Annotated in this window: 21 protein-coding genes; 10 read left to right on the forward strand and 11 right to left on the reverse strand. The window is 72.8% G+C overall.

Annotation, left to right across the window (positions count from 1 at the left end):
* Window positions 1-4 precede the first annotated feature (4 nt).
* The 7 genes from E0F75_RS13895 to E0F75_RS13925 are packed head-to-tail and all read left to right on the forward strand — an operon-like array spanning window position 5 to window position 6236.
* A complete protein-coding gene (locus tag E0F75_RS13895; protein ID WP_187622811.1) occupies window positions 5-1183 on the forward strand; it encodes an aminotransferase class I/II-fold pyridoxal phosphate-dependent enzyme in 1179 nt (392 codons plus the stop codon).
* Window positions 1173-1718: a DUF6190 family protein gene (locus E0F75_RS13900; protein WP_187622812.1), complete on the forward strand. Its 546-nt coding sequence runs from the start codon at window positions 1173-1175 to the stop codon at window positions 1716-1718. The genes E0F75_RS13895 and E0F75_RS13900 overlap by 11 nt, the downstream gene beginning before the upstream one ends.
* 25 nt (window positions 1719-1743) lie before the next feature.
* The gene (locus E0F75_RS13905) at window positions 1744-2550 is read left to right on the forward strand and encodes a dihydrodipicolinate synthase family protein (RefSeq protein WP_187622813.1); all 807 of its coding nucleotides are present in this window, start codon (window positions 1744-1746) and stop codon (window positions 2548-2550) included.
* Entirely contained in the window at window positions 2547-3437 is an 891-nt protein-coding gene (locus tag E0F75_RS13910) for an iron-containing redox enzyme family protein (RefSeq protein WP_187622814.1), read from the forward strand. The genes E0F75_RS13905 and E0F75_RS13910 overlap by 4 nt, the downstream gene beginning before the upstream one ends.
* Entirely contained in the window at window positions 3434-3814 is a 381-nt protein-coding gene (locus E0F75_RS13915; protein WP_187622815.1) for a Rieske 2Fe-2S domain-containing protein, read from the forward strand. Before E0F75_RS13910 ends, E0F75_RS13915 begins: the two co-directional genes overlap by 4 nt.
* Window positions 3811-5262 (forward strand): cytosine permease, encoded by a 1452-nt coding sequence (locus E0F75_RS13920; RefSeq protein ID WP_194480744.1) that lies wholly within the window; start codon window positions 3811-3813, stop codon window positions 5260-5262. Before E0F75_RS13915 ends, E0F75_RS13920 begins: the two co-directional genes overlap by 4 nt.
* A 2-nt stretch (window positions 5263-5264) precedes the next feature.
* Window positions 5265-6236 (forward strand): PDR/VanB family oxidoreductase, encoded by a 972-nt coding sequence (locus E0F75_RS13925; protein WP_187622816.1) that lies wholly within the window; start codon window positions 5265-5267, stop codon window positions 6234-6236.
* Between the two features lie 147 nt (window positions 6237-6383).
* Here E0F75_RS13925 and E0F75_RS13930 read toward each other — a convergent pair whose 3' ends face one another.
* The 10 genes from E0F75_RS13930 to E0F75_RS13975 form a co-directional block, all read right to left on the reverse strand.
* On the reverse strand, window positions 6384-7466 hold the full coding sequence (locus E0F75_RS13930; RefSeq protein ID WP_187622937.1) for a Zn-dependent alcohol dehydrogenase: 1083 nt from the start codon (window positions 7464-7466) through the stop codon (window positions 6384-6386).
* A gap of 166 nt (window positions 7467-7632) precedes the next feature.
* A complete protein-coding gene (locus E0F75_RS13935) occupies window positions 7633-9024 on the reverse strand; it encodes an aldehyde dehydrogenase family protein (RefSeq protein WP_187622817.1) in 1392 nt (463 codons plus the stop codon).
* Window positions 9025-9377: 353 nt separating this feature from the next.
* Window positions 9378-10157 (reverse strand): class F sortase, encoded by a 780-nt coding sequence (locus E0F75_RS13940; RefSeq protein WP_374115404.1) that lies wholly within the window; start codon window positions 10155-10157, stop codon window positions 9378-9380.
* 55 nt (window positions 10158-10212) lie between these two features.
* The gene (locus E0F75_RS13945; RefSeq protein ID WP_187622819.1) at window positions 10213-11100 is read right to left on the reverse strand and encodes a hypothetical protein; all 888 of its coding nucleotides are present in this window, start codon (window positions 11098-11100) and stop codon (window positions 10213-10215) included.
* Window positions 11101-11241: 141 nt separating this feature from the next.
* Complete coding sequence (locus E0F75_RS13950) at window positions 11242-12708, reverse strand: CitMHS family transporter (protein ID WP_187622820.1); 1467 nt, start codon at window positions 12706-12708, stop codon at window positions 11242-11244.
* A 118-nt stretch (window positions 12709-12826) separates the two neighbouring features.
* The gene (locus E0F75_RS13955; RefSeq protein WP_187622821.1) at window positions 12827-15028 is read right to left on the reverse strand and encodes a molybdopterin oxidoreductase family protein; all 2202 of its coding nucleotides are present in this window, start codon (window positions 15026-15028) and stop codon (window positions 12827-12829) included.
* Window positions 15029-15111: 83 nt separating this feature from the next.
* Window positions 15112-15741, reverse strand: a complete 630-nt coding sequence (locus E0F75_RS13960; RefSeq protein ID WP_187622822.1) for a TetR/AcrR family transcriptional regulator — start codon at window positions 15739-15741, stop codon at window positions 15112-15114.
* Between the two features lie 134 nt (window positions 15742-15875).
* Complete coding sequence (locus E0F75_RS13965) at window positions 15876-17213, reverse strand: hypothetical protein (protein WP_229312669.1); 1338 nt, start codon at window positions 17211-17213, stop codon at window positions 15876-15878.
* Window positions 17210-18019 (reverse strand): hypothetical protein, encoded by an 810-nt coding sequence (locus E0F75_RS13970; RefSeq protein ID WP_187622823.1) that lies wholly within the window; start codon window positions 18017-18019, stop codon window positions 17210-17212. Before E0F75_RS13970 ends, E0F75_RS13965 begins: the two co-directional genes overlap by 4 nt.
* Window positions 18016-20292, reverse strand: coding sequence for a right-handed parallel beta-helix repeat-containing protein (locus tag E0F75_RS13975; RefSeq protein ID WP_229312670.1), 2277 nt, complete (start codon window positions 20290-20292; stop codon window positions 18016-18018). Before E0F75_RS13975 ends, E0F75_RS13970 begins: the two co-directional genes overlap by 4 nt.
* Before the next feature lie 206 nt (window positions 20293-20498).
* On the opposite strand from E0F75_RS13975, the gene hmgA reads away from it, so the two are divergent.
* The 3 genes from hmgA (at window position 20499) to E0F75_RS13990 (ending at window position 24093) form a co-directional block, all read left to right on the forward strand.
* On the forward strand, window positions 20499-21830 hold the full coding sequence (hmgA, locus tag E0F75_RS13980; protein WP_187622824.1) for a homogentisate 1,2-dioxygenase: 1332 nt from the start codon (window positions 20499-20501) through the stop codon (window positions 21828-21830).
* Between the two features lie 40 nt (window positions 21831-21870).
* Window positions 21871-22620: a GntR family transcriptional regulator gene (locus E0F75_RS13985; protein ID WP_187622825.1), complete on the forward strand. Its 750-nt coding sequence runs from the start codon at window positions 21871-21873 to the stop codon at window positions 22618-22620.
* Between the two features lie 213 nt (window positions 22621-22833).
* Complete coding sequence (locus E0F75_RS13990; RefSeq protein WP_187622826.1) at window positions 22834-24093, forward strand: type ISP restriction/modification enzyme; 1260 nt, start codon at window positions 22834-22836, stop codon at window positions 24091-24093.
* Here the strand turns inward: E0F75_RS13990 and E0F75_RS13995 are convergent.
* Window positions 24080-24817 (reverse strand): TetR/AcrR family transcriptional regulator, encoded by a 738-nt coding sequence (locus E0F75_RS13995; RefSeq protein ID WP_187622827.1) that lies wholly within the window; start codon window positions 24815-24817, stop codon window positions 24080-24082. The genes E0F75_RS13990 and E0F75_RS13995 overlap by 14 nt on opposite strands.
* Window positions 24818-24854 lie beyond the last annotated feature (37 nt).

Raw genomic sequence — 24854 nt, forward strand, 5'->3', positions numbered from 1 at the left:
CTTCATGTCGTTGACCGACAAGGCAGACGTCAGCACGTTCGTCGACCTCACCCAGCACGAGATCGAAGCCCTGAAGACCCGGTTCAACCTGGCCGACGCGCACACCCACCAGCGTCAGTCCACCTCCCAGGAGCGGATCGTCTCGCGGCTTCCCGAGCTGTGGCACGAGTCCGAGTCGAAGCAGCAGGCGCACTTCGAGCGGCAGTTCCTGGACGCCTTCTTCCGGCTGCACCAGCAGCCCACCGCCCGTGCGATGGGCCGCACGCTCCTTTCGTACTCCGCGAGCGTGTCGACCATGGTCGCCGGCATGTTCCTCAAGCAGCGCGGGATGTCGGTGCAGTTGGTCGAGCCCTGCTTCGACAACCTGGTCGACCTGCTGCGCAACATGCAGGTGCCGATCGCCCCGTTCGCCGAGTCGGCGCTGCACGACAAGGACGCCATCTACGAGCGGCTCGTCGAGGAGATCACCGCGGACGCGATCTACCTCGTCGACCCCAACAACCCCACCGGGTTCACCCTGCTCGCCGAGAAGCTGGAGGGCTTCCGCGAGGTCGTCCGCTACTGCGTGGACCACGACAAGGTCCTGGTGATGGACTTCTGCTTCGCGTCCTTCGCGCTCTGCGACGAGGGCATCGGCCGGGTGGACATCTACCGGCTCCTGGAGGAGTCCGGCGTCACGTACATGGTCATGGAGGACACCGGCAAGACCTGGCCGATCCAGGACGCCAAGTGCGCCATGATCACGGCCAGCCAGGACATCCAGGAGGAGGTCTACAACCTCCACACCAGCGTCCTCCTGAACGTCTCGCCGTTCGTCCTCAACATGGTCACGCAGTACGTCGAGGACTCCATCACCGACGGTTTCGCCTCCGTCCGCGACATCATCCGCACCAACGGCGAGGCCGCCCGCGACGCCCTCAGCGGCACCATCCTGGAGTTCCAGGAGCCGGTCGTCGGCACCAGCGTCGCCTGGTTCCGCATCAAGCCGGAGCACCTTACGGCCACCCAGCTCCAGGCCGTCCTCTTCGACGAGGAGGTGTACGTCCTGCCGGGCACCTTCTTCTACTGGAACACCAAGGAGAAGGGCGAGCGCTTCGTGCGCCTGGCCCTGGCCCGCGAGCCGGAGCTGTTCGCCGGCGCGATGGAGCGGATGCGGAAGGTGCTCGAGCGCTATGCCGTCTGACGCCGACCCGGTGGTGTTCATCGACGCCACCACGTTCATGGGCATGCACAGCAAGGACGACGCGGTCCGCGTGGCCGCCAAGGCCTTCTTCGCCGGCCGGCTGGCCGCGGGGGAAGCGGGCGGGGTCGTCATGAGCTGGGAGCAGGTCGGCCGCTGCGACGACCTCGTGTGGGGCTACGAGCGGGAACTGCAGGACGAGTACTACCCGTTCATGGACGTCCTCCACACGGACCTGGCCATCGACCGGATCGCCTACGCCGAGGACGACGTCCGCCGGGCCTTCACCGAGCCCGCGCTCGACGGTCTGCCCGCCCATGAACGCCTGCTGCTCGCCCAGGTCATCGGCCGCGGGGGCGTGCTCCACACGGCGAGTCCCCGGCTCGTCCGGGCGGCGGCCGGCCTGCCCGTCGTACCGCTGGCCCCGCTCGTCCCGGCCGACGCTCCCGCCCTCGGCGAGGAGCCGTCGTTCCCGGCGTACCTGGAGGACCTCTACCGGCGGTCGCTGGTCCTGAAGGTCGTCTCCGAAATCCTCTGAAGTCGTTCCGAAGGGCACCCCACTCATGCCTGGCACCTACTCCGGGACCGTCGTCCCGCTGATCACCCCGTTCGACGAGCACGGCGTCGTCGACGAGCCGAGCGTCGTCCGTCTCCTGGACCACATCCGCGCCGAGGTCAACGGCTTCATGCCGGCCCTGACGTCCGGCGAGGGCTGGAAGCTCGACGCGCGGCAGTGGCAGGACGTCGTCACGTACACCGTCCGGCACGCGGGCGGTCTGCCCGTCCTCGCCGGCATCCAGCTCCCCGACACCGACGCGGTGATCGACCGGGCCCGGACGGCGGCCGCGATCGGCGCCGACGCCGTCGTCGTCACCACGCCGTTCGGCGCCGAGGTGACGCAGGACGGGATCGTCGAGCACTACAAGGCGATCCGCGCGGCCCTCGACATCCCGATCTTCCTCTACAACGAGGAGGCGCTCTCGGGCAATCGCATCGAGTTCGACACCCTGATCCGGATCTGCAAGGAGATCCCGGGGATCGTCGGCATCAAGGAGTCCAGCGGCGACGCCGCCTTCACCCGGAACATGGCCGAGGCCGGCACCGGCATCCCGGTCTTCGAGGGCTGGGAGAACCTCCTCGTCGACGCCCGCGGCATCGACGGCTTCATCGGCCCGCTGGCCAACCTCGAACCCTCGCTGTGCAACGCGATGCTGGTCGACCCGACCCCCGACCGGCAGGCGGAGATCAACACCGTCTGCGAGCGGTACGGCGTCTTCAAGGACGACTGGTACCGCTGGGTCAAGAAGGAACTGCACCGGCGCGGCGTGATCGCCTCCCCGACCGTGCACGAGGAGGCGAAGGCGGCATGAGCACCACCCCCGCCGCTCCCTCCGCGGCCGCCCCGTCCGCCGTCCCGGTGGCCGCGCACTCGATCACCGCCCCGGCCGCGACCTCCCAGCGCGAGCTGCACAGCCTCTACCGGCGGGTCCCCAACCTCGGCGACTACGGGTCGATGACCGCGATCGAGGAGCGCTGGATCCTGCCCAAGGCGCGTGCGTACGAGGCCTCCGCGCCCCGGTTCGGCTCGCCCGGCGAGCTCCTCCAGGCACTCAAGGAGTTCCTCGCCGAGGAGGAGGCGTCGCTCCCGGAGAGCGCCACCTTCCTCGCCGAGCACGCGACGCTCGATCAGTTCACGACCGTGGTGCGGCAGTTCGCGCTCGACGGTCTCACCGAGTCGGAGTCGCTGCTGCCGGTCGTGCCCCGGCTCCCGTACCGCTCGGCGATGGCGGTCTTCCGCGTCCTCATCGACGAACTCGGCTGCGGCAACGAGGAGAAGGCGCACTCCCAGCTCTACCGCGACCTGCTCACCGAGCTCGGCCTGAGCCTCCGGCTCGACGACTACCTCGACGAGACGACCCCCGAGTGCTTCGCCTACGTCAACATGTTCCACTGGTTGGCGAGCCGGGCCCCCTCGCCCCAGTACTTCCTGGGCGCGTACGCCTACTTCGAGACCAGTGTGCTGTACGCCTTCCAGAGCTTCGCCCGGGCAGCGCGGCGGCTCGGGATCACCCACGACGCCTACTACACCGAGCACCTCTACATCGACTCGTACCACAGCAGTCACATGCGCACGGCGATCCGGGCGCTCGATGAGCCCGACCTGGCGAAGATCTGGGCGGGCGTGCGACTGGCCTCCGACATCGTCGGCACGGCCACGGAGGCGGCCGTCGCGCGAGCCCGGGAGACCGTCGCATGACGGCCGTGCCCGCGGGGCGGCGGCGGGGTTCCGACGAGCCCACCGTCCGCCAGGTGACCGAGGACCTGGTCCTCGTCGAGGTCGGCGGCCGCAAGGTCCTCGCGGCCGCCGTCTGCCCCCACCGCGGGGGCCGGCTCAAGTACGGCAGGGTCGACGGGGACAGGCTGCGCATCACCTGCCCCCTGCACCACACCACCTTCGACCTGACCAGCGGGGAGCGCATGTCGGGAGCGGCGTGCGCGGCCCTCCGGGTGGTGGACGTGCTGCCCGGGGACCTCGGCGTCCCCGAGCAGCGCGACCCCACGCACGACAGCTACGCGGCCGCCCCCACCGAAGCGACCGCTCCCGGGGCCGCCCCGTCCGGGGGCGCCTCATGACCACCACACCGACCGGGGCGGCGTCCACCGTGACGTCGCCCCGTGCGGCGGTCGACCACGACGGCATCGCACCGGTGCCCGAGGCCGAACGCACCTCGACCCCGGGCGACTTCGGCTGGATCTGGCCCTCCGCGCAGTTCTCCTTCGGCACCGTCGTGCTCGGCGCGCTGCCCGTCGTCTTCGGCCTCGGCTGGTGGGCCTCGGCGAGCGCCATCGCCGTCGGCGTGGCCGTCGGCACGGCGCTGCTCGCGCCGCTCGCCCGCTTCGGCGTCCGGACCGGCACCAACGATCCCGTGTCGAGCGGCGCGCACTTCGGCGTACGGGGCAGGGTCGTCGGCAACGTCCTCACGGTGGTGACCGCGCTCGGCTTCTTCGCCATCGCCGTGTGGACGGGCGGCACCGCCGTCATGGTCGCCGGCCACCGGCTGTTCTCCACCCCCACGGGCCCCGGCGCGCTGACCGCCGCCATGTTCGTGACGGCGGCGGCGGTCGCGCTGGTCGCCGTACGCGGCCACGAGACCCTCGTCCGTACGTACAAGGTCACCGCGGTCACCGGCGGCGCGGTCCTCCTCGGCACCGCGCTCGTCCTCGCCCCGGACTTCGACGCGGGCTACGCCGGCGGGACGCTCGCGCTCGACAGCACCCTGCACACCTGGCTGCTCGCGGCGACCGCCTCCGCCACCGTGCCCCTGTCGTACGCCACCTTCCAGGGCGACTACACCCGCTTCATGCCCGCCTCCACGCCCACCGGCCGCGTCGTGCGGGCCAGCGGGATCTCCATGTTCCTCAGCAGTCTCGCCGCGCTGCTCACCGGCGCGTACGTGACGACCCTCTTCCCCGTCCCCGACGAGCCGTGGCTCCAGGGTCTGACGGACGCGGTGCCCGGCTGGTTCGCGGTCGCGGTGGTCGTCTTCGGCTTCGCGGGCACCCTGCCGCAGGCCGGGCTCTGCCTGTACGCGGCCGGGCTCTCCGCCAACTCCGTGTTCTGGCGCTCCTCACGGGCCGCCGTCACCACGGCGGTCGCGGTGCTCGCGGCGGCCGTGCTGTACCTCGGGGCGGTCGTGTACGACGCCATGGACGCGATGTCGGCGTTCGTGACGCTGCTGCTCACCGTCGTCGCCCCGTGGGCGGCGGTGCTCTTCGTCGGGTACGTGCTCCACCGGGGCAGGTACGACGCGGAGGCGCTGCGCACGTTCACCACGGGCGGGGGCGGCCGTTACTGGTACACCGGCGGGGTCAACCCGCGGGCCGCCACGGCCTTCGCCCTCGGCTCGGTCGTCGGGGTCCTCTGGGTCAACAACCCTCTCTACACCGGTCCGTTGACCGATCTCACGGGCGGGGTCGACCTGAGCCTGCCGGCCTCCTTCGCAGTCGCCGCCGCGCTGTACGGAGTGCTGTGCCGGGTGTGGCCGGAGCCGCTGCTGCCGCCGACACGAGTTCCGAGGTGACGATGTCCACCACAGTCCCGCTCACCGCCCGGCTCACGGTCCGGTCGGTCGTCCCCGAGGCCGAGGGCGTCCTGGGGCTCGTGCTCACCGATCCCACGGGCGCCGAGCTGGCCCCGTGGGAGCCCGGCGCCCATCTGGAGGTGACGCTGCCGTCCGGGGCCGTCCGGCACTACTCGCTCTGCGGGGACCCCGCGGACCGGAGCACGTACCGGCTCGGGGTGCTGCGGGAGCGCGACGGCCGGGGCGGATCGGAGGAGGTCCACACCGCCGTCGGCGCGGGCACGGTCCTCGGGGCGCGGGGCCCGTTCAACCGCTTCCCGCTGGTGCCCGCCGGGCGGTATCTGTTCATCGCGGGCGGCATCGGCATCACCCCGCTGCTTCCGATGGTCCGCTCGCTTCCGCCGGGGTCGTGGTCCCTGCTGTACGGGGGCCGGAGCCTGCCGGCCATGGCGTACCGCGAGGAGCTCGCCGTACTCCCCGGGGTCACGCTCGTCCCGCAGGACACGGCGGGGCTGCCGGACCTGGACGGCGTCCTGGCGGGGCTTCCGGCGGAGACGGCCGTGTACTGCTGCGGGCCCGAGGGACTGCTGCGGGCGGTGGAGGAACGGTGGTCGGGTCCCCTGCACACGGAACGATTCGGGGCGGCGCCGGCGCGGGAATCCGGGGCGGACTCAGGAGATGTCTCCGGAGAGGTCTCCGGGGCCGGCGACGGCTTCGAGGTCGAGCTGCGGCGGAGCGGGCGGACCGTGCACGTGCCGCCCGGCCGCACCCTGCTCGATGCCGTGCGCGAGGTGGTTCCCGGTGTCGCGTACTCCTGCGAGGAGGGGTTCTGCGGCACCTGTGAGACGAAGGTGATCGCCGGGACGCCCGAGCACCACGACTCCGTCCTCGGCGAGGACGAGAAGGCCTCGGGGACGACGATGATGATCTGCGTGGGGCGCTCGCGCGGCGCCCGGCTCGTGCTCGACCTGTGACGCGACGTCGACCTGTGAAGCGACGTCGATCCGTGACGCGACGTGGTCCGCGATGCGACGTGACCGTGACGCGACGCGATCCTTGGCGCGTGGAAGCCCGTACCGATACCTCGGTACGGGCTTCCACGCGGGCGTGGCCGCCCGGTGTCAGGGGAAGACCACCAGGGCCCGGCCGCCCTTGCCCGCGAGCATGTTCTCGAAGGCGCCCGGGATGCCGTCCAGGGTGATCCGCTCGGTGACGAGCGCGCCCAGGTCGAGCCGCCCGGCGCGGATGTGCTCGGCGAGGACCGGCAGGTCGACGGCCGGGTTCGAGTTGCCGTAGACGCAGCCCGCGAGGGTGCGGCCCCAGTGGAAGATCTCCAGGGCGTTGAAGGTGACCTGCTGGTCCTTGCCGCCGATGCCGACCACCGTGGTGCGGCCGCCGCGCCGCGTGGAGTCCCAGGCGGTACGGATGGTGACGGCGCGGCCGACGCACTCGACGGCCACGTCGACGCCCTGGCCCCCCGTCAGCTTCCGGATCTCCTTGACCGTGGTCTCCGAGGCGACGACGTACTCGGTGGCCCCGGCCGCCCGCGCGAGCGCCTCCTTCTCCGGGGAGACGTCCACGGCGACGATCGTCGAGGCGCCCGCGATCCGGGCCGCCTGGAGCGTGGCGAGCCCCACCCCGCCGACGCCGAACACCGCGACCGTCTCGCCCTCGCGGACCCGGGCGGAGTGGTGCACCGCGCCCCAGCCGGTGAGGACGGCGCAGCCGAGGAGCGCGGCGTCGGTGAGCGGCACGCCGTCGGGGACGGGCAGGACGCAGTTCGCGGCGACGACCGTCTCCTCGGCGAAGGCGGCGACGTTGAGGCCGGGGTGGAGGTCCGTGCCGTCCTGGGTGCGGGCGTGGATGTTCGCGGTGCCGGTGAGCGCGTCGGCGCAGAGCCAGACCTCGCCGAGCGAGCAGGGGTGGCAGCTGCCGCAGGACGGCGCCCAGTTGAGGACGACGCCGTCGCCGGGGGCGACATGGGTGACGCCCTCACCGACGGAGACGACGGTCCCCGCGCCCTCGTGGCCGAGGACGGCGGGCACCGGCACCCGCATGGTGCCCTTGGTGAGCGACAGGTCGGAGTGGCAGACGCCGGCGGCCGCGAGCCGGACACGGACCTGGCCGGGGCCCGGCTCGGGGAGTTCGATGCCGGTGACCTCCAGCGGAGAGCCGACGGCGGGCAGGACGGCGGCGCGGATCAGGCTCACGTGCGGTGCTCCTCGGGAGTCGCGTGGACGGGTCGGGACGGCGGGGTCGGCGCGACCGGTGGGGCCGGTGGCGCCGATGGGGCCGGGTGGGGGCGGTGGGGCTGGTGGGGCCGGGTGGGGCCGGTGAGGCAGGGTGGGGCCGGTGAGGCAGGTAGATGCCTCAGAACTGCAGGGACTTGGTCTGGAGGTACTCGGTGAGGCCGTGCGCGCCGAGCTCCCGGCCCACGCCGGACTGCTTGTACCCGCCGAAGGGGGCCAGCGGGTTGAACCGGCCGCCGTTGATGTCGACCTGGCCGGCCTCCATGCGGCGGGCGAAGGCGACGGCCTCCTCGGGGTCGCCCCAGACCGCTCCGGCGAGGCCGTACACGGTGCCGTTGGCGATGGCGAGGGCCTCCTCCTCGTCCTCGTACCGGAGGAGCGAGACGACCGGCCCGAAGATCTCCTCCTGCGCGATGGTCATCTCCGGGGTGACGTCGGCGAAGACGGTCGGGGAGACGTAGTAGCCGGTCTCGAGCGGCGCCTCGGGGCCGCCGGCGACGAGCCGGGCGCCCTCCTCGACGCCCTTCTCGATGTAGCCGCGGACGCGCTCCTGCTGCTTGGCGTTGACCAGCGGGCCGAGGCGCTCGCCGGGGACGTACTTGGCGACGGCCTCAGCGGCGAGCGCCACCGCCTCCTCGTACCGGTCCGCGGGGATCAGCATCCGGGTCCAGGCGCTGCACTTCTGACCGGAGTTGGACATCACGTTGGCGACGCCGACGGAGACGGCCCGGGCGAGGTCGGCGCTCGGCAGGATGACGTTGGCGGACTTGCCGCCGAGTTCGAGGGCGACCCGTTTGACGGCGCCGCCCGCGAGGGCGCCGATGCGGCGGCCGACGGCGGTGGAGCCGGTGAAGGAGACGAGGTCCACGTCGGGGTGCTCGGCGAGGGCCTGCCCCGCGACCGGGCCGAGGCCGGTGACCAGGTTGAAGACGCCGGCCGGCAGGCCCGCCTCGTGCACGGCCTCGGCGAAGAGCTGGGCGGTCAGCGGGGTGTCCTCGGCGGGCTTGAGGACGGTCGTGCAGCCGGCGGCGAGGGCCGGGGCGACCTTGGCGACGACCTGGTGGAGCGGGAAGTTCCAGGGGGTGATCGCGGCGACGACACCGACGGGCTCGGCGTAGACGGTGGAGTTGCCGACCTTCTCCTCGAAGGAGTGGGTGGCGGCGAGGTCCGCGTACGTCCCCGCCACGGCGATCGGCAGTCCTGCGTGCACGGCGGCGGCGAGCTGCGGCGGAGCGCCGAGTTCGGCGGTGACGGTGGCGGCGATCTCCTCCGCGCGGGCGGCGAGCGCGTCGCGCAGGGCGGCGATCCGGGCGCCGCGCTCGGCGGGCGGGGTCGCGGCCCAGCCGGGCAGGGCGGCGCGGGCGGCGCGTACCGCCGCGTCGACGTCCTCGGCGGTACCGGCCGGGACGTGGGCGATGACCTGCTCGTCCGCCGGGTTGAGGACGGCGATCGTGTCGGGACCGGCGGCGGGCCGCCACTCCCCGCCGATGTACATCGCGTCGTGCGCCTTCATCCGATGTCTCCTCACACTACCGATCGGTTCGACACCCAAACTAGCGCTGTTAGTTTTTGGGCGCCAGGGCCGCCGGCCGTGCCCCCGGTCTCAGTCCCGAACCGATCGTGCCGCCCCCGCGCACCCTCTGTCCACGGCAGGACCGGACAGACGCCGGGCGCCGGAGCCGGCCCCGGCACCTGGACAGGGCTCCGGGCGGGGCCCCGACCTGCCGGGTCCGCGCCGCGAGGAGGTCTCCGCCGGGCAGGTCCCGGCACAGCGCCGCGTCCGGCGGGCACGCACCGGCTGGTGCGGCCCGCCGGACGCGGCGGGGAGGGGCCGACGGAGCGGCTGGGATCCGTCGGACCCGTGGTTCAGATCTGCTGGGCGATGTCGGTGAGGTGGGCGAAGACGACGATGTTCGCCTCGTAGCCCTTTCCGGGGTCGAAGGCTCCGCCGCAGGTGAGCAGCCGCAGTTCGGGCCGCCCCGTGGAGCCGTACACCTCCTTGTCGGGGAAGTCGGTCTTGGAATAGGTGACGACGCGGTCGACCGTGAAGACGGCGACCCTGCCGTCGGCGCGGGCGACCCGGACGGTGTTGCCGGCGCTGAGCGAGTCGAGGCTGACGAAGATAGCGGGTCCGGTACGGGTGTCACGGTGGCCGACGACGACGGCGGTCCCGCGCTCACCCGGGGTGACCCCCTTCGCGTACCAGCCGACGACCTGGGGGTTGTCGATCGGCGGTGTGGCGAGCCGCCCTTCGCCGTCGAGACCGAGCTCGATCACGGGGGCCTCGATGGTGATGGCCGGTACGGCGACGGCGGTGGGACGCGAACGGGCCAGCGGCGCGGGCGGGGGCGACGGCCTGGGCGTGGGTACGGCCTTCGGCTTCGCCCTGGGCGCCACCTTGGGCTTCGCCTCCGGTTTCACCGCGGACCTCGCCTGCGGCTTCGCCACGGGCTTCGTCTCGGGCTTCACCTCGGGCTTCGTCTCGGGCTTCGTCTCGGGCTTCGCCTTGTGGTCGAGGGCCGCCGGCGCTCCGACCGCCGCGCCCGCCCGGCCGGGAGCGGCCGGAGCGGCGGCGAGCGCCGGACCGGCCGGTTCCTCGTCACCGGCCCACCAGACGCCGCCGGTCACCAGGAACACGGTGACCACCACGGTCCTGGCGAGCCGGAACAGGCGCCGTTGACGGCGCGTGAGGCGCGAGGACCTACGCGGCGCCATTGTCGCGGCGGCGCGAGCGGCGGATCAGGACCAGTCCGGCCGTGCCGGCGAGGCCGGCGGCGACGGCCGCCCCGATGCCGAAGTCGGAGGAGTCGTCGGCGGCGACCTGCGCACTGCCGCCGCCACCCGCGCCGACCGCGCCCTGCGGAGGCCGGCCGCTCCAGCCGTTGCCGCTGCTGCTCCCGCTTCCGCTTCCGCTGTTCCAGCTGCTGCCGTTCTCCCTGCCGCCGCCGTTCCAGCTGTTGCCGTTCCCGCCGGTGGCGCTCGTGCCGGCGGCGTTGCCGCCGGTGGCGCTCGTGCCGGCGCCGTTGCCGCCGGTGCCGTTGCCGCCGTTCCCGCCAGTGCCGTTCATGCCGTTGCCGCCGGTGGCGTTCGGGCCGAGGCCGTTCCCGCCCGTGCCGTTCCCGCCCGTGCCGTTACCGCCGCCACCGTTCCCGCCGGTGGGTGGCGGGCTGGCGATGGTGTCACCGGGGCACGCGACCTGGAAGGCCTTCGGCCTGACCACAACGGTCTGACCCTGGAAGGTCCACGAGAGCCGGTACTGCCCGCTCGGCAGGGAGAGAGGATCCGTGTGCCCCGTGCCGGCCGCGAGGGTGAGCTGTCCGGAGAGGGCGGGCCCGTTGGCGGACGGCTGGCGGGAGATCGCCCAGTTGACCTGCTGGAGCGACTCGAAGTCGGAGGCCGCCAGGTAGAACCTGCAGACCCTCGGTTCGTCCCTCTGGGACCCGAAGGGCGTGCCGACACTGTGGACCTTGATGTCGCCACTGTCGCCGACGGCGGCGAAGGCCGAGGGCGCGCCCGCGAGGGCGAGGCCGCCGAACGTGAGGGCGGCGGCCGCGGAGGCGGCGAGGGGGCGGACGGTACGAGCGGTCATGCGGGGTTCCTCCGGAAGGAGCTCGTCGGACAGTACAACCGATAATCGGACTATCTGTCACAACATGGCTACAGAGGGTGGCGACATGCGCACGCCACCCTCCGAAGTCGCCCGTCCGGCCCAGGCCGCGGCTCCCAGGACTCAGATGATGCCGAAGAGGATCCCCGACGCGAGGACGACCAGCGAGGTCAGCGCGGCCCACTTCACGGTGAATTTGGTGTGGTCCCCGAACTCCACCTTCGCCATGCCGACGAGGACGTACACGGCGGGGACCAGCGGGCTCGACATGTGCAGCGCCTGGCCGACCAGGGAGGCGCGTGCGATCTCCAGGGGCGAGACGCCGTGGGCGGCGCCCGCCTCGGCGAGGACCGGCACGACGCCGAAGTAGAAGCCGTCGTTCGACATGAAGTAGGTGAGCGGGATGCTGAGCACACCGGTGACCAGGCCCATGTGCGGGCCCATGCCCTCGGGGATGGCACCGACGAGCCAGTCGGCCATGTGCTTGACCATGCCCGTGCCGGTGAGCACACCGGTGAAGACGGCGGCGGCGAAGACCATGCCGGAGACGTTGAGGACGTTGTCCGCGTGGGCGGCGATACGCGCCTTCTGCTCGGCCATCTTCGGGTAGTTGACCGTGAGCGCGAGCGCGGCGCCGAGCAGGAACAGCACCGGGATCGGCATCAGTTCGAGGATCATCGCGGTGAGCAGCGCGACCGTCAGCCCGGCGTTGAACCAGTACAGCTTGGGGCGCAGGGTCGCACGGTTCGGGTCGAGCCCCTGGAACCCCTCGTCCTCACGTGAGCCGGAGCCGGAGCCGGAATCGGCGGTGGAGGCGGAGGCGGAGACCACGCCCGGCGCGTCACCGGAACCTCCGACGGGCTTCTTGGTCAGGTCCACGGCACCACCGGCGCCACTGCCCATACCGGCACCACCGGCACCCGCCGCGACGAGCGCCGTGTCGGTCTCGGGCACCAGGACCTCGTCGAGCGTCAGGTAGCCGATGCGCTTCCGCTCCCGGCGCCCGAGGACGTACGCGAGGACGAACACGAAGAGCAGGCCGATGCCGAGCGCCGGAATCATCGGTACGAAGACATCGCCGGCGTCCAGCTTCAGCGCGGTGGCGGCGCGGGCCGTGGGACCGCCCCAGGGCAGGGTGTTCATGACGCCGTTCGCGGTGGCGGCGACACCCGTCATGACCACCAGGCTCATGCCGAGCCGCTTGTAGAGCGGATACATCGCCGAGACGGTGATCATGAACGTGGTCGAGCCGTCGCCGTCCAGCGACACGATCGCGGCGAGCACCGCCGTACCCACGACGATCCGTACGGGGTCGGCCTTGCAGAAGCGCAGGATGCCCCGGACGATCGGGTCGAAGAGGCCGACGTCGATCATCACGCCGAAGTAGACGATGGCGAACATCAGCATCGCCGCCGTCGGTGCCAGCTTGCCGACGCCTTCGATGACGTAGTCGCCGAGCTGGGCCCCCTGCCCGACCGCCACGCAGAACAGCGCGGGGATCAGCACGAGTGCCGCGATCGGCGACATCTTTTTCATCATGATCAGGACCAGGAAGGTCGCGATCATGGCGAAGCCGAGGACGGTCAGCATGGAGGACACCTCACGTTCACCCTTGAACCCCGCCGAGCGGCGGTCCGGATGACGGTAGGTGCCCCCTTCTGCCGTTAACAAGACGTTGACGCGTGAGCAATACGAGCAAAACCCCAGGTCACGGCAGGGGCGAGACCTGGACGGGGAAGCCGTTCAGGACGGCCGTGCCCGACAGGGGGTCGAGCCGGGAGCCGTCGAGCAGCTGGTTGACATTGACTCCGGGGCGCGCGGACGCGACGGCCAGCCGGGTGCCGGGACGGTCGTGGCCCCAGCCGTGCGGCAGGCTCACCACCCCCGGACGCACCCCGTCGGTCACTTCGACCGGCACCTCCAGCTCGCCGCCCTCGCCCTTGACCCGCGCGAGGCCGCCGTCGGCGAGCCGCAGCCGGGCCGCGTCGTCGGGGTGCACCTGGAGGGTGCACCGGTTCGTACCGCCGCCGAGCGCGGGGGTGTTGTGCAGCCAGCTGTTGTTCGAGCGCAGGTGGCGGCGCCCGACGAGCTGGAGGCTGCCGGCGTCGGGTACGGCGTCGAGCGCGGCCCGCAGCCGGGGCAGGTCGGCGGCGAGCGGCGCGGCGAACAGCTCGATCCGTCCGCTGCGGGTCTTGAGGACCTGCGGGACACGCGGCTTGAGCGGGCCGAGGTCGATGCCGTTCGGGTGGGCCCGCAGCTCGTCGAGGGTGAGCCCGTACGGGCCAAGGCGCAGCATCATGTCGAGCCGGCGCTCGGGCCCGGTGTCCCCGGTGAGCCCGGCCGCGAACTCCTTGGGGTCCGCCCCGTACGCCGGCGAGTGCTCCTGGGTGACCGCCTTGGCGAGGGTCGTGTCGATCGCGAGCTGGTCGACGGCGGACGGCGGGGCCCCGTGCATCCCGGAGACGGCGAGGATCAGCCGGGCGTGGATCTCGCACTCGTCCATCCGGTCCGCCTCCAGGGGGACGGCGGCCGGGGTGTAGCGGGCCTGGTCGCGGACGGCGAGGGCGTTGAAGGCGAAGTCGAAGTGGGCGCTCCTGGAGGGCGGGGGCGGCGGCAGCAGGACGTCGGCGTGGCGGGTGGTCTCGTTGAGGTACGGGTCGACGGCGACCATCAGGTCGAGGGAGCCGAGGGCCGCGTCCAGGCGGTCCCCGTCGGGCGCGGACAGGACGGGGTTGGAGGCGACGGTGATCAGCGCCCGGATACGGCCCTCCCCCGGGGTCTCGATCTCCTCGGCGAGCGCGACCATCGGCAACTCCCCCTTGACCTCGGGGTGGTGCGAGACCCGGCTGTGCCGGCGGCCGAGGGCGAAGCCCCTGCCGGGTCCCGCGGGGCGCGGGGCGGGCGCGGTGGCGGAGAGCGGGAAGAGGGCGCCGCCGGGCCGGTCGAGGTTGCCGGTGAGGATGTTGAGGACGTCGACGAGCCAGTTGGCGAGGGTGCCGTAGGCCACGGTGGAGCTGCCCATCCGCCCGTAGACGGCGGCCGTGGGCGCGGCGGCGAGCTCCCGGGCGAGGGCGCGGATGGTGTCCGCGTCCACGTCGCAGGCGTCGGCGACCGCCTCGGGGCTGAACTCCCGTATCGCGGCCCTGACCTCCTCGACCCCCTCCACCTGGGCGGCGAGCGGGCCGAGGTCGGCGAGCCCCTCCTCGAAGAGGGTGTGGACGAGCGCGGCGAGGAGGAACGCGTCGGCGCCGGGGCGGATGGCGACGTGCCGGTCGGCGAGGCGTGCGGTGCGGGTGCGCCGGGGGTCGACGACGGTGAGGGTGCCGCCGCGCCGGCGCAGTGCCTTGAGCCTGCCGGGGAAGTCGGGGGCGGTGCACAGGCTTCCGTTGGAGTCCAGCGGGTTGGCTCCGAGGATCAGCAGGTGGTCGGTGCGGTCCAGGTCCGGCACGGGGATCGCGAAGGGGTCTCCGAACAACAGGCCGCTGGAGACGTGCTTGGGCATCTGGTCGATCGTCGACGCCGTGAAGAGGTTCCGGGTGCGCAACGCACCGATCAGCAGGGGCGGGTAGAGGGCGCCGGCGATCGTGTGCACATTGGGGTTGCCCAGGACGATACCCACGGCGTCCGGCCCGTACTCCTCGATCAGCGGACGGATTCTCGCCGCGATCGTGTCGAACGCCTCCTCCCAGGTCGCCTCCTGGAGCCGCCCGTCCTTCCTGACCAGCGGGGTGCGGAGCCGGTCGGGGTCGGCGTCGATCCCGGGGAAGGCGGCCCCCTTGGGGCAGATGAACCCCTGGCTGAACACGTCCTCGCGGTTTCCGCGCGCCCCGGTGACCCGGGATCCGTCGATGGTCAGGGTCAGTCCGCAGGTCGCTTCGCAGAGGGGGCAGATGCGCAGGGCGGTGGACATGGGTCTCCCTGGGGCAGCGTCGGGTCGGGGCCGGGGCGTCGGCCCGCCGCGAGCATACCGACCGGTAGGCACGCCCGGGAGGGTTACGACAGGGAGGGCGAGAGATAGGCGTGAAGGAGCTGCCGGGTCTCGTCGATGACGGCCGGGTCGCCCTCGGGGTCGGCACGGAAGGCGAGCCGGACGAGGGTGTCGGCGGTCTCGACGCCGACCCGGACCTTGCGTCGCAGCGTCTCGTCGGCGGGACGGCCGAGGTGGGCGGCGAGCAGATCGCAGATCCGCTCGGCGACCAGGCCGTTGGGGTCCTCGCCGGCCTCCTCGGCGGCAGGCACGCCGAAGTCGACGAGGGCGAAGCCGGGGACGGTCCGCTTCATGGCGATGAACTCGTCGAGGACACCGTCGATGGCCGCGTGGGGGTCGGGGTCGGCGGTGGCGTCGAGGTGGGCGGCGATCCGCTCGGCGTACCGGTCGAGGTTCCGGTGGGCGAGCGCGGCGACCATGGCCCGCTTGTTGTCGAAGAAGCGGTAGACGGAGCCGATGGGGACTCCCGCGCGGGCTGCGACGGCACGGGTGCTCAGCTGCTCGTATCCGGTCTCGTCGAGCAGTTCGGCGCAGGTGTCGAGGATCCGGGCGAGCCGCTCGGCGCTCCGCTGCTGCACGGGGGCCCGGCGCAGCGTGGACGGGGTCTGGGCGTGGGACTGGGGCACGGGGTCCATGATGCCGTTCCGGCCGTCCTGCCGGGCCCGGCAGGACGCGGAACCGTCCGGGCCGACGGCGCTCAGCCGTTCCGGACGGGCAGTTCCAGAGCCTCGGACACGTGCCGCGCGCCGCAGCCGAAGCACTCGCCCGGTCAGGCGATCAGCAGGCCGATACCGCCGAGGGTGTACGCGATCATCAGCGCGAACAGCGGGAGTTGGCCGGCGACCGCGCGGTCGGGCGGGAAGAGGCGCACGGACCGGTCGTGGGCGGCGACGACACCGAGGACGTGGCCGGTGACGATCGCGGCGACCTGGAGCGTCGCGAGGCCGCCGGGACCCAGGAACGGGGCGGGTGCGAGGGCGTTGTCAGTGCCCCCTGCCATCATGACTGTGCGTGGTCCTTCGGTGACGAAGAGCGAGAAGTAGTGGGCGATGAGATAGCCGAGGGCGATGGGCAGGAGCGAGTGGGCGAAGGAGGTGAGCGGAGTGGTGAGGGTGCGGTTCATCAGGCGGAGGGTGCCCGCGCAGAGTCCGTAGCAGGCGGCGACGAGGGCGACGGCGGCGAGCAGGCCGAGCGTGGCGGTGGGGACGGGGCCGAGGGGTGAGGTCTGGAGGGTGGTGATCCAGCGGGGGTTGTCGGAGAGGCCGTCGTAGGCGGTGGAGCCGAGGAGGACGCAGACGGTGGCGACGAGACCGGGGGTCTGCGGAGTGGCGTCGAGGCCGTGGAAGGGGGAGCGGAGGACGAGCCGGCCGTCGGCGCGGCGGCCGAGTGGGGAGAGCCGGGCGAGAAGGGAGGAGTACACCTCGAAGGGGTCGGCGTGGGCGAACCATCGGTCGCCGTAGCGGGCGGCGCCGATGAGCTGGACGCCGGCGTGGAGGGCGAGGGCGGTCAGGAGGGTGGTGGTGGAGGTGTTGTCGGGGGCGACGAGTTCGAGCCAGGTGAAGAGGAGGAGGCCGAGGGCGGCCGGGCGGATGCCGAGGGTGGCGGGCAGCGGACGGGGGTTCCGCGGCGGGTGCAGGAAGTGGACGGCGCGCAGGGGGTTGAGGAGCCGCCAGACGGGGCCGAGGAGGAGGGAGGCGGGGACGAGTCCGACCCAGAGCAGGACGTAGAGGGCGCCGGGCGCGGGGTTGCGGTCGGGGTCGTCCGGCCCGAGAAGGAGGTGGAGGAGGACGAGGAGGGCGGCGACGGCGCCGAGGAGCCGGAGCGTGGTGCGGGTGGCGGGGGCGTCGGCGACCCGCTGGAGGACGGCGGGGAGCGGGCGCCCCGACAGGTCGCCGCGGAAGCGGGAGGAGGACCAGAGCAGCCCGAGGGCGAGGAAGGAGATGAGGAGCGCGGCGAAGGCGCCCGCGTAGGCGTAGAAGGGCGAGAGGGGGAGGTCGTGCCGGGAACCCACGCCGTGGGCGAGCGGAAGGCCGAGGCCGGGCTCGGGGGTGAGGGCGTGGACCTGGGCGTGGGCGAGTGGGGCGGTCGGGGTGAGCGTGCCGGTCATCGGACGACGAGTTGGGTCAGCAGCAGTCCGGACTCGTGGGTCTCGACCTCGAAGAGGCCGGTGCGGTCCGCGGTGAGGGTGAGGGTGGCCGGGGTGCCGGGAGAGAGGGGGAGTTCGCGGTCGTAACCGTGCACATGGAGGGTGTCGGCGCGGTCGCTGGTGACACGGAGGGTGAGGCGGTCGCCCTTCTTCAACTCGACGCGGGAGGGAGGTGGCTGGACGGTCGATCCGGAGACGGTGATGTCGAGGGTGCGTCCGGTGGCGGTCGGCCGGGGTTGCGGTGCCGGGCTCGGGGGCGCGGCGCCGTCCAGGCTGACGGTGGCCTGGACGGGAGCGCCGGCGACGGCCCAGGCGGTGTGGTCGTCGGCGTGGAGGCGGACGGTGAGGGTACGCGTGCCGGCCGGTACGTATCCCCACGGGCTGTAGAGGCGGCCGGCCTCGCGGCCGTCGATCAGGAGGCGGGCGTGGCCGCGGCCCGGGAGGGCCGCGCCGCCGGCGCTGTCGGGGGTGAAGCGGAACCTCTCCACCGTGAGGTGGACGTTCCAGCCGCCCTCGGTGTCGGGGCGGGTCTCGACGCGGATGGTGGGCGCTTCCGCAGCGGGGAGTTCGCGGAGCCGGTGCCCGCTCTCGTCCCGCGCGGTGAGCAGGGTGCCGGTGCCGCCGGTGGCCTCCTCGTGGCTGGTGCCGGGCTTGTGGTGGGTGGTGGCCCGGCCGCCGCAGCCGGTGAGGAGCAGGGCGGCGGCCAGGACGGCGGCCAGGGCCGCGACGAGGGGCGGGCGGGTGACGCCGACGCGTGGCCGCCTCATGCCGTCGCCTCGCCGTGCGGCGGGGCCTCGGCCGGGGCGGCGCCCGTCCCGGCGCCCGTCCCGGGGGCCGTCCCGGGGGCCGCGCTGGGGGCCGTGCCGGGGGCTGTCCCGGGGGCCGCGCCGGGGCCCGCACCGGGGCCCGTACCCACTCGTGGGCCTGCCTCGGGGCCCGCCTCGGGGTCGGGCTCCGGTGTCGCGCCCGCCGGGACCGTGTCCGACGGGACCGTGTCCGACGGGACCGTGTCCGACGGGACCGTGTCCGACGGGGCCGGGCCGCGGGCTCCCGCGGCGACGACCGCCCACAGCACCCAGATCACGCCCAGCAGCAGGCGGAGCCAGGCGGGGCTCAGGGGGATGCCGGGGACCATCAGGACCGCCTTGTCGAAGGCGTCGAGGAGGGTGAGGGCACCGAGGACCACGGTGGTCCAGGCGAGGACGGGGCGGGTGGGGCGCAGGGCGAGGCCGAGGAGGGTCCACCAGACGCCGGTGAGGAGCAGCGCGAGGGCCGGGACGACGGTCGGGGTGAGGGCGAGGGTCGAGCCGGCGACGTCGAGGGCGAGGCCCGCGAGTCCGATGAGGGTGGCGGCGCCCGCGAGGCGGTTGCCGCGCAGTCGGCGCCACCAGAGAGCGAAGCCGGCCAGGGCGAGGACGAGGGAGCTGCCGAGGGCGAGTTGGGTCTCGACGCGCTGGAGGCCGCGGGCGCCGTACCAGTCACAGCCTGCCGGGAGGCGGCGTGCCTGGACGTTGTAGTCGGCGCAGACGAGGAGTTGGGCGAGTTTGACGGGTTCGCCGATGAGCCGGTCGGTGCCGCCGGAGACGTCGCCGCGGCGCGCCCCGCAGTCGGGCAGTGCGCCGGGGCTGGCGGCGCCGGTGTCGGACTGCCAGCAGTTGCCGCTGCCCTGGCCGTCCCACCAGACGTCGGTGCGGTTGGGGCGGGCGGTGCCGGACTTGTCGACGCCGAGGTGGTTGCCGGCGTAGCGGTTGTGGTGGGAGGTGTCGGTCTGCTTGCCCCAGGCGGACTCGCCGCGGATGAAGGCGGGGACGGCGTTGAGGTAGAAGGCGGTGCGCTGGTGGCCGTAGACCCAGTTGTTCTCGTAGAGGTTCCAGTTGCCGCCGGCGGTGATGATGCCGGTGCCGGGGGGCATGGAGATCTGGGGGCAGACGACGCCCTGTTCGTAGCCGCGCTCGACGGGCGGTCTGGCGCAGGTGCCGTCGGCGACGTACGGGTAGTAGTTCTGGTTGTTGTCGTGGATCAGGTTGCGTTCGAAGCGGGCGTGGTTCTGCGGCAGTCCGGGGTGTCCGGGGAAGGCGGAGTCCATGGAGGCGCCGCCCATGTTGTGGTCGAACTCGTTGTCGTGGACCCAGACGGAGTCTCCGGCGGTGCCGGAGTAGCCGACCATGTTGTGGTGGCTGCGGCAGCCGGTGATCTCGATGGAGTAGCGGGGGACGTCGTAGCCGCGGCCGTCGTTGATGTCGGAGGCCGAGCCCGGGTAGATGCCGGAGTCGCCGTTGCCGTAGGACTCGCAGTTCTTGTAGAGACCGTGGTCGGAGGCGAAGGTGAGGAAGCCGTACTCGTCGTTCCAGCGGGTGAGGACGTCGTCGATGACGAAGCCGTCGGCGGCGAGCACGTACAGCGAGTTGAACGTGGTGCGCTGGGCGGTGAAGTTGCGGAAGTAGACGCCGTCGGTGCCGTCGGCCCGCAGTGCGTTGAGCTTCCGGTACTTGGCGTCGATGACGACGTCGAGGCGGGAGGCTCCGGTGCCCTCGATCTGGAGGTTCTTCTTGCCGAGGACGGCGACGAGGTTCTGGTTGTGCGGGCACTGCCGCTGCTGCTCGTAGCTGAGGATCTGGTAGCCGAGCGAGGACCTGGGCGCGTCGAGCGTGGCGCAGGCTCCGGTGGGCGGCGGCAGCGAGGGCTCCTCCTCGTACAGGCCGGGGAGGATCGCGATGGTCAGGCCGGGCCGGTCGACGGCGTCGACGGCCTGCTGAAGGTGGCGGTAGCCCTCGCGGGCGCAGCGCTCGTAGAGGGTGCGGTTGCGGGCCTTGAGGGGGGCCGGGAACCGGGAGATCCGGCTTTCGAAGGCGGTCCGGTCGGTCTTGCAGACGAGGAGGTCGGGTTCTCCGGTGCGGAGCTTCGGCACGGTGCCGGAGCCGTCGGGGAAGGTGACGGGCCGCTCCTCGTGGGCCTGGGCCCCGGGGGCGGTGAGCAGGGCCGCGGCGAGAGCCGCGAGCACGACCGAGAGCGCGAGGACGAACCTTCGGGTCCAGGACATGCGCGTGAGAGTAGAGGATTGTTCATCTTTTTTGACCCCCTCGCGCAGCACCCGATTTCCGGGCACCCCGGCGCGGGAGCCGAGTCGGCATCCCGTTTCGGCCACCGACTCCCGATGCCCCGTTGACGTGAGCCGCGCGGAATCCTACGGTCATGCATAGGATTCCCTTGTGGGCTTCCCTTGTGGGCTCAGGACAGGAGCGGGCGATGACCACGGAGCAGGCCGAGAAGCGCGAGCAGGCCAGGAAGACGGCCGAGGCGCTCGGCTACAGCACCGGTTTCGGCAACGAGCACAGCTCGGAGGCGATCCCCGGCGCACTGCCGCACGGCCGCAACTCACCGCAGCGGGCACCCCTCGGCCTCTACGCCGAGCAGCTCAGCGGCAGTGCGTTCACCGAGCCGCGGGCACACAACCGCCGCTCCTGGCTCTACCGGATCCGCCCCTCCGCGGCGCACCCGCCGTTCATCCGGATCGACAACGGTGACGTCCGCTCCGCGCCCTTCGACCAGACCGTGCCCGACCCCAACCGGCTGCGCTGGAACCCGCTGCCCGACCCGGCCCACGGCACCGACTGGCTGGCCGGCCTGTGGACCCTCGGCGGCAACGGGGACGCGACCCAGCGGGCCGGCATGGCCGTGCACCTGTACCACGCGAACGCCTCCATGGAGCGGGTCTTCGGCAACGCGGACGGCGAGCTGCTGATCGTCCCGGAGCGCGGCGGCCTCCTGCTCCGCACCGAGCTGGGCCTGCTCGCCGTCCACCCCGGCGAGACGGCGCTGATCCCGCGCGGGGTCCGCTTCCGCGTGGACCTGCTGGAGGAGACCGCCCGCGGCTACGTCTGCGAGAACTACGGGGCGCCGTTCCAGCTCCCCGACCTCGGCCCGATCGGCGCCAACGGCCTCGCCAACGCCCGTGACTTCCGGGCCCCGGTCGCCGCCTACGAGGACGTCGAGGGTCCGGTCGAGGTGGTCAACAAGTACTGCGGCAACCTCTGGTCCGCGACGTACGGCCACTCGCCGCTCGATGTCGTCGCCTGGCACGGCAACCACACCCCGTACGTCTACGACCTGCACCGCTTCAATGTCATCGGGACGATCTCGTACGACCACCCCGACCCTTCGATCTTCACGGTCCTCACCTCCCCCTCCGACACCCCCGGCCTCGCGAGCGTGGACTTCGTGGTCTTCGCCCCGCGCTGGCTGGTCGGCGAGGACACCTTCCGGCCGCCGTACTTCCACCGCAACGTGATGAGCGAGTACATGGGCCTCATCGAGGGCGCGTACGACGCGAAGGCGGAGGGCTTCGTACCGGGCGGCGGCTCGCTGCACAACATGATGTCCGCGCACGGCCCCGACCGGGAGACCTTCGACCGGGCGAGCGCCGCCGAGCTGAAGCCGCAGAAGATCGACGACGGCCTTGCCTTCATGTTCGAGACCCGCTGGCCGGTGACCGCGACCCCGCAGGCCGCGGGCGCCGACCACCTGCAGAAGGGCTACGACGACGTATGGCAGGGTCTTGAGCGCCACTTTCGGCCGTAGTGTCTCGGCCGTAAGCCCGTAGCCTTCGTACGGAGAACCCGTGACCGCCTTCGCACCCGACTCGCTGGTCCTGAACCGCAAGCTGCCGCTCTGGTATCAGGTCTCGCAGTCGCTGCGCGCCTCGATACTGGGCCGCACGCCCGACGCCTCGCTGCGACTGCCCACCGAGGAGCAGCTCGCGGCGCACTACGGCGTCAGTGTGCTCACGATGCGCCAGGCCCTCAAGGAACTCGAGGAGGAGGGCCTGATCAGCCGGCACCGGCGGCGCGGGACCTTCATCGAACCGGGCGCCCGGCGCTCCACCCCGCGCCGGCTGCTCGGCTCGATCGACACGATCGTGGCCCAGCAGTCGGGCGAGCGGACGACGGTCCTCGGGCACGGCAGCGAGGCGGTGCCGGGTGAGCTCTCCGAGCACTTCCCCGACCTGACGGAGATCATGGCGTACCGGCGGCTGCGCCGCGACGGGGAGAGCGGCGAGCCGACCAACTGGGCGGAGAACGCGGTGCGTCCCGAGCTCGCGGCCGCGATCGACCCGGCCGATCTGGAGCGCTGGCCGATGACGAAGGTGCTGCGGGACGTCGTCGGGGTGCGGATCAGCCGCATCACGGACACGGTCGAGGCCCGTCTCGCCGACCCCGAGACGGCGGCGCTCCTGGAGGTCCCGCTCCTGTCGCCGATCCTCCACTACACCGGCGTGACCTACGACAAGGAGGGCAGGGTCGTCGACGTGGCCCGCATCCGGTACCGCGGCGACCGCTTCTCCTTCACGGTCACGGTCGAAGCCCAGTGACCGGCACGGCCAAGGCCCGGTGACCGACACGGCCAAGGCCCGGTGACCGACACGGTCGAAGCCCAGTGACCGTCACGGCCAAGGCCCGGTGACCGACACCGCCGAAGCCCAGTGACCGTCACGGCCAAGGCCCGGTGACCGACACGGCCGGAGCCCAGGAGCAGGAGTCCGGGGCCTTCGGACAGTGGAGACCCACGGACGGCGGTCGTTAGCATGCGGGGCGTGACGGAAGCCCCCGGAGCGAACAACGCCGATCTGCCTCCCCTCGCCGACGCGCCGCCCGTCGCCGACCTCCCCCTCCTCGACGACCTCATGCCGTGGTCCGTCGCGCCGCTGCGCTTCGGCCGCTCGTGGATCGTGGCGCCGGACGCGCGGACGCTGCGGTCCCGCTGGGACCGCCTGGTGGCCGCCGAAGGGGCCGAGCGCGAGGCCCTGTTCCGCCCCAGCCGGGCGCGGACCCCGTCGAGTGCGGTCGCCGCGCTGCCGGGCCAGCGGACCGGCACCGTGCGCTGGGCCCGTGAGCCGGGACCGTGCCCGGAGCCGGTTCGGGTCGCGCGCGGGCCGTTCGACGAGCAGCTGCTGCTGCCCGACCACCGCCTGATCGACGCCGCTCGGCCGGAGCTGTGGCGGGTCGCCGGCGCGCCGCAGCTCTTCGCCGTCGAGCAGGGATACGTGCCCGGTGCGGCCGGCCCCGCGCTCCTGGTGACGGCCGCGCTGCCCGAGGGCCGCTCCCCCGCGGGCCGACCCGGCCGGATCCGTCCGCTGTTCCGGCGCCCCGGAGGCCTGGAGCCGAACCTCGCCCCCGGTCTCCTCGGCTTCCTCGGCGAGCGGTACGGGCACGAGGTCGACGCCCTGGAATGGCTCGCGTGGACGGTGGCGGCGGCCCGCCCCTCCCCCGCCGGATGCCGGGTGCCGCTCCCCGGGGACCCGGAGGTCTGGGCGGCGGGTGTGGCGCTCGGCCGCAAGCTCGTCGACATCCAGGTGCGGGGTGCGCTGACCGGGACGAAGCCGCGGCTGCCGGGCGGGCGCCGTCCGTACGTGCGGGCGGCGGTGCCGCCCCGCCCCGAGGCGTTGACGTACGACGCGACCGACGAGGCCCTGTGTCTCGACGAGGGCCGCATCTCGCCCGTACCGGTGGAGGCCTGGGAGTTCAGCGTCGGCGGGGCGCGGGTCCTCGAGCAGTGGTTCGCGCACCGGACCGCCCCGGCGGAGCCCGGGTCGCTCGACGCGATCGGGCCGGCGGCCTGGCCGCAGGAGTGGACCTCGGAGCTGCTCGACCTGGTCACGGTGCTCGCGCTGCTCGGCGCGCGGGAGCCTGAGCGGGCGGCCCTCACCCCGGAGGCGGCCGGATCCGCGGGCCGGGAGGAGCTGCGGGCGGCGGGCGTGCTGCCTCCGCCGGCCGGGTCCCGCCGCCCCGCCTCCGTGCTCGACCATCAGGAGGAGGGCCCGGAGGGCCAGTTCATGCTGCTGTGACGGGGCCCTCCGGCGGCGCGAACGAGTCGAGCAGACGCCTGATGGTCAGGGCGAAGATCTCGTCCGGGTCGACGGGGGCGGCGGGGGCCTCGGCGAGCAGTCCGGCGAGGTGCGGGTACCTCCCGCTCGCGACCTGCCCCATGAGGTAGGCGCCGCGCACCGCCTGCTCCTCCTCCTCGGACCAGGGAAGTCCGCGGGCCCGTTCGGCGATGGCCTGTTCGTTGGCGACGGTCGCCATCACCGTGCCGTTGACCATGGCGATCAGCTGCATCTTCAGCCCCGGGGGGACGTCGAGCGGGACGAGACAGCCGAGGCACCACTCCAGGAAGCGCAGGGCGTTGGGGCTGAATCCGTAGGCGGTGGTCATCACCCGGGCCAGCCAGGGGTGCCGGTACATGATCGCCCGGCTCTGGTACGCGATCCCGGTCATGTCGGCGCGCCAGTCGCCGCTGGGTTCCTCGGGGAGCGCGTACTCGCCGCTGACCGCGTCGACCATCAGCTCGTACAGGTCCTCCTTGCGGGGGACGTAGTTGTAGAGCGACATGGTGCCGCAGCCGATCTCGGCGGCGATCCGCCGCATGGAGACCGCGTCGATCCCGTCCGTGTCGGCGACGCGCACGGCGGCGTCCACGATGTCCCGACGGCTGTACGCCGGTTTCGGGCCTCGGCCCGCGCGTTCGGGCCGCGCCCAGATCACTTCCGGTTCGGCCGCTCGGCCCGCCATGGATCATCACCTCGCTCCCCATCGTAGTTACGTACGC

The sequence above is a fragment of the Streptomyces sp. CB02980 genome, assembly GCF_014451325.2.
Classification (GTDB): Bacteria; Actinomycetota; Actinomycetes; order Streptomycetales; family Streptomycetaceae; genus Streptomyces.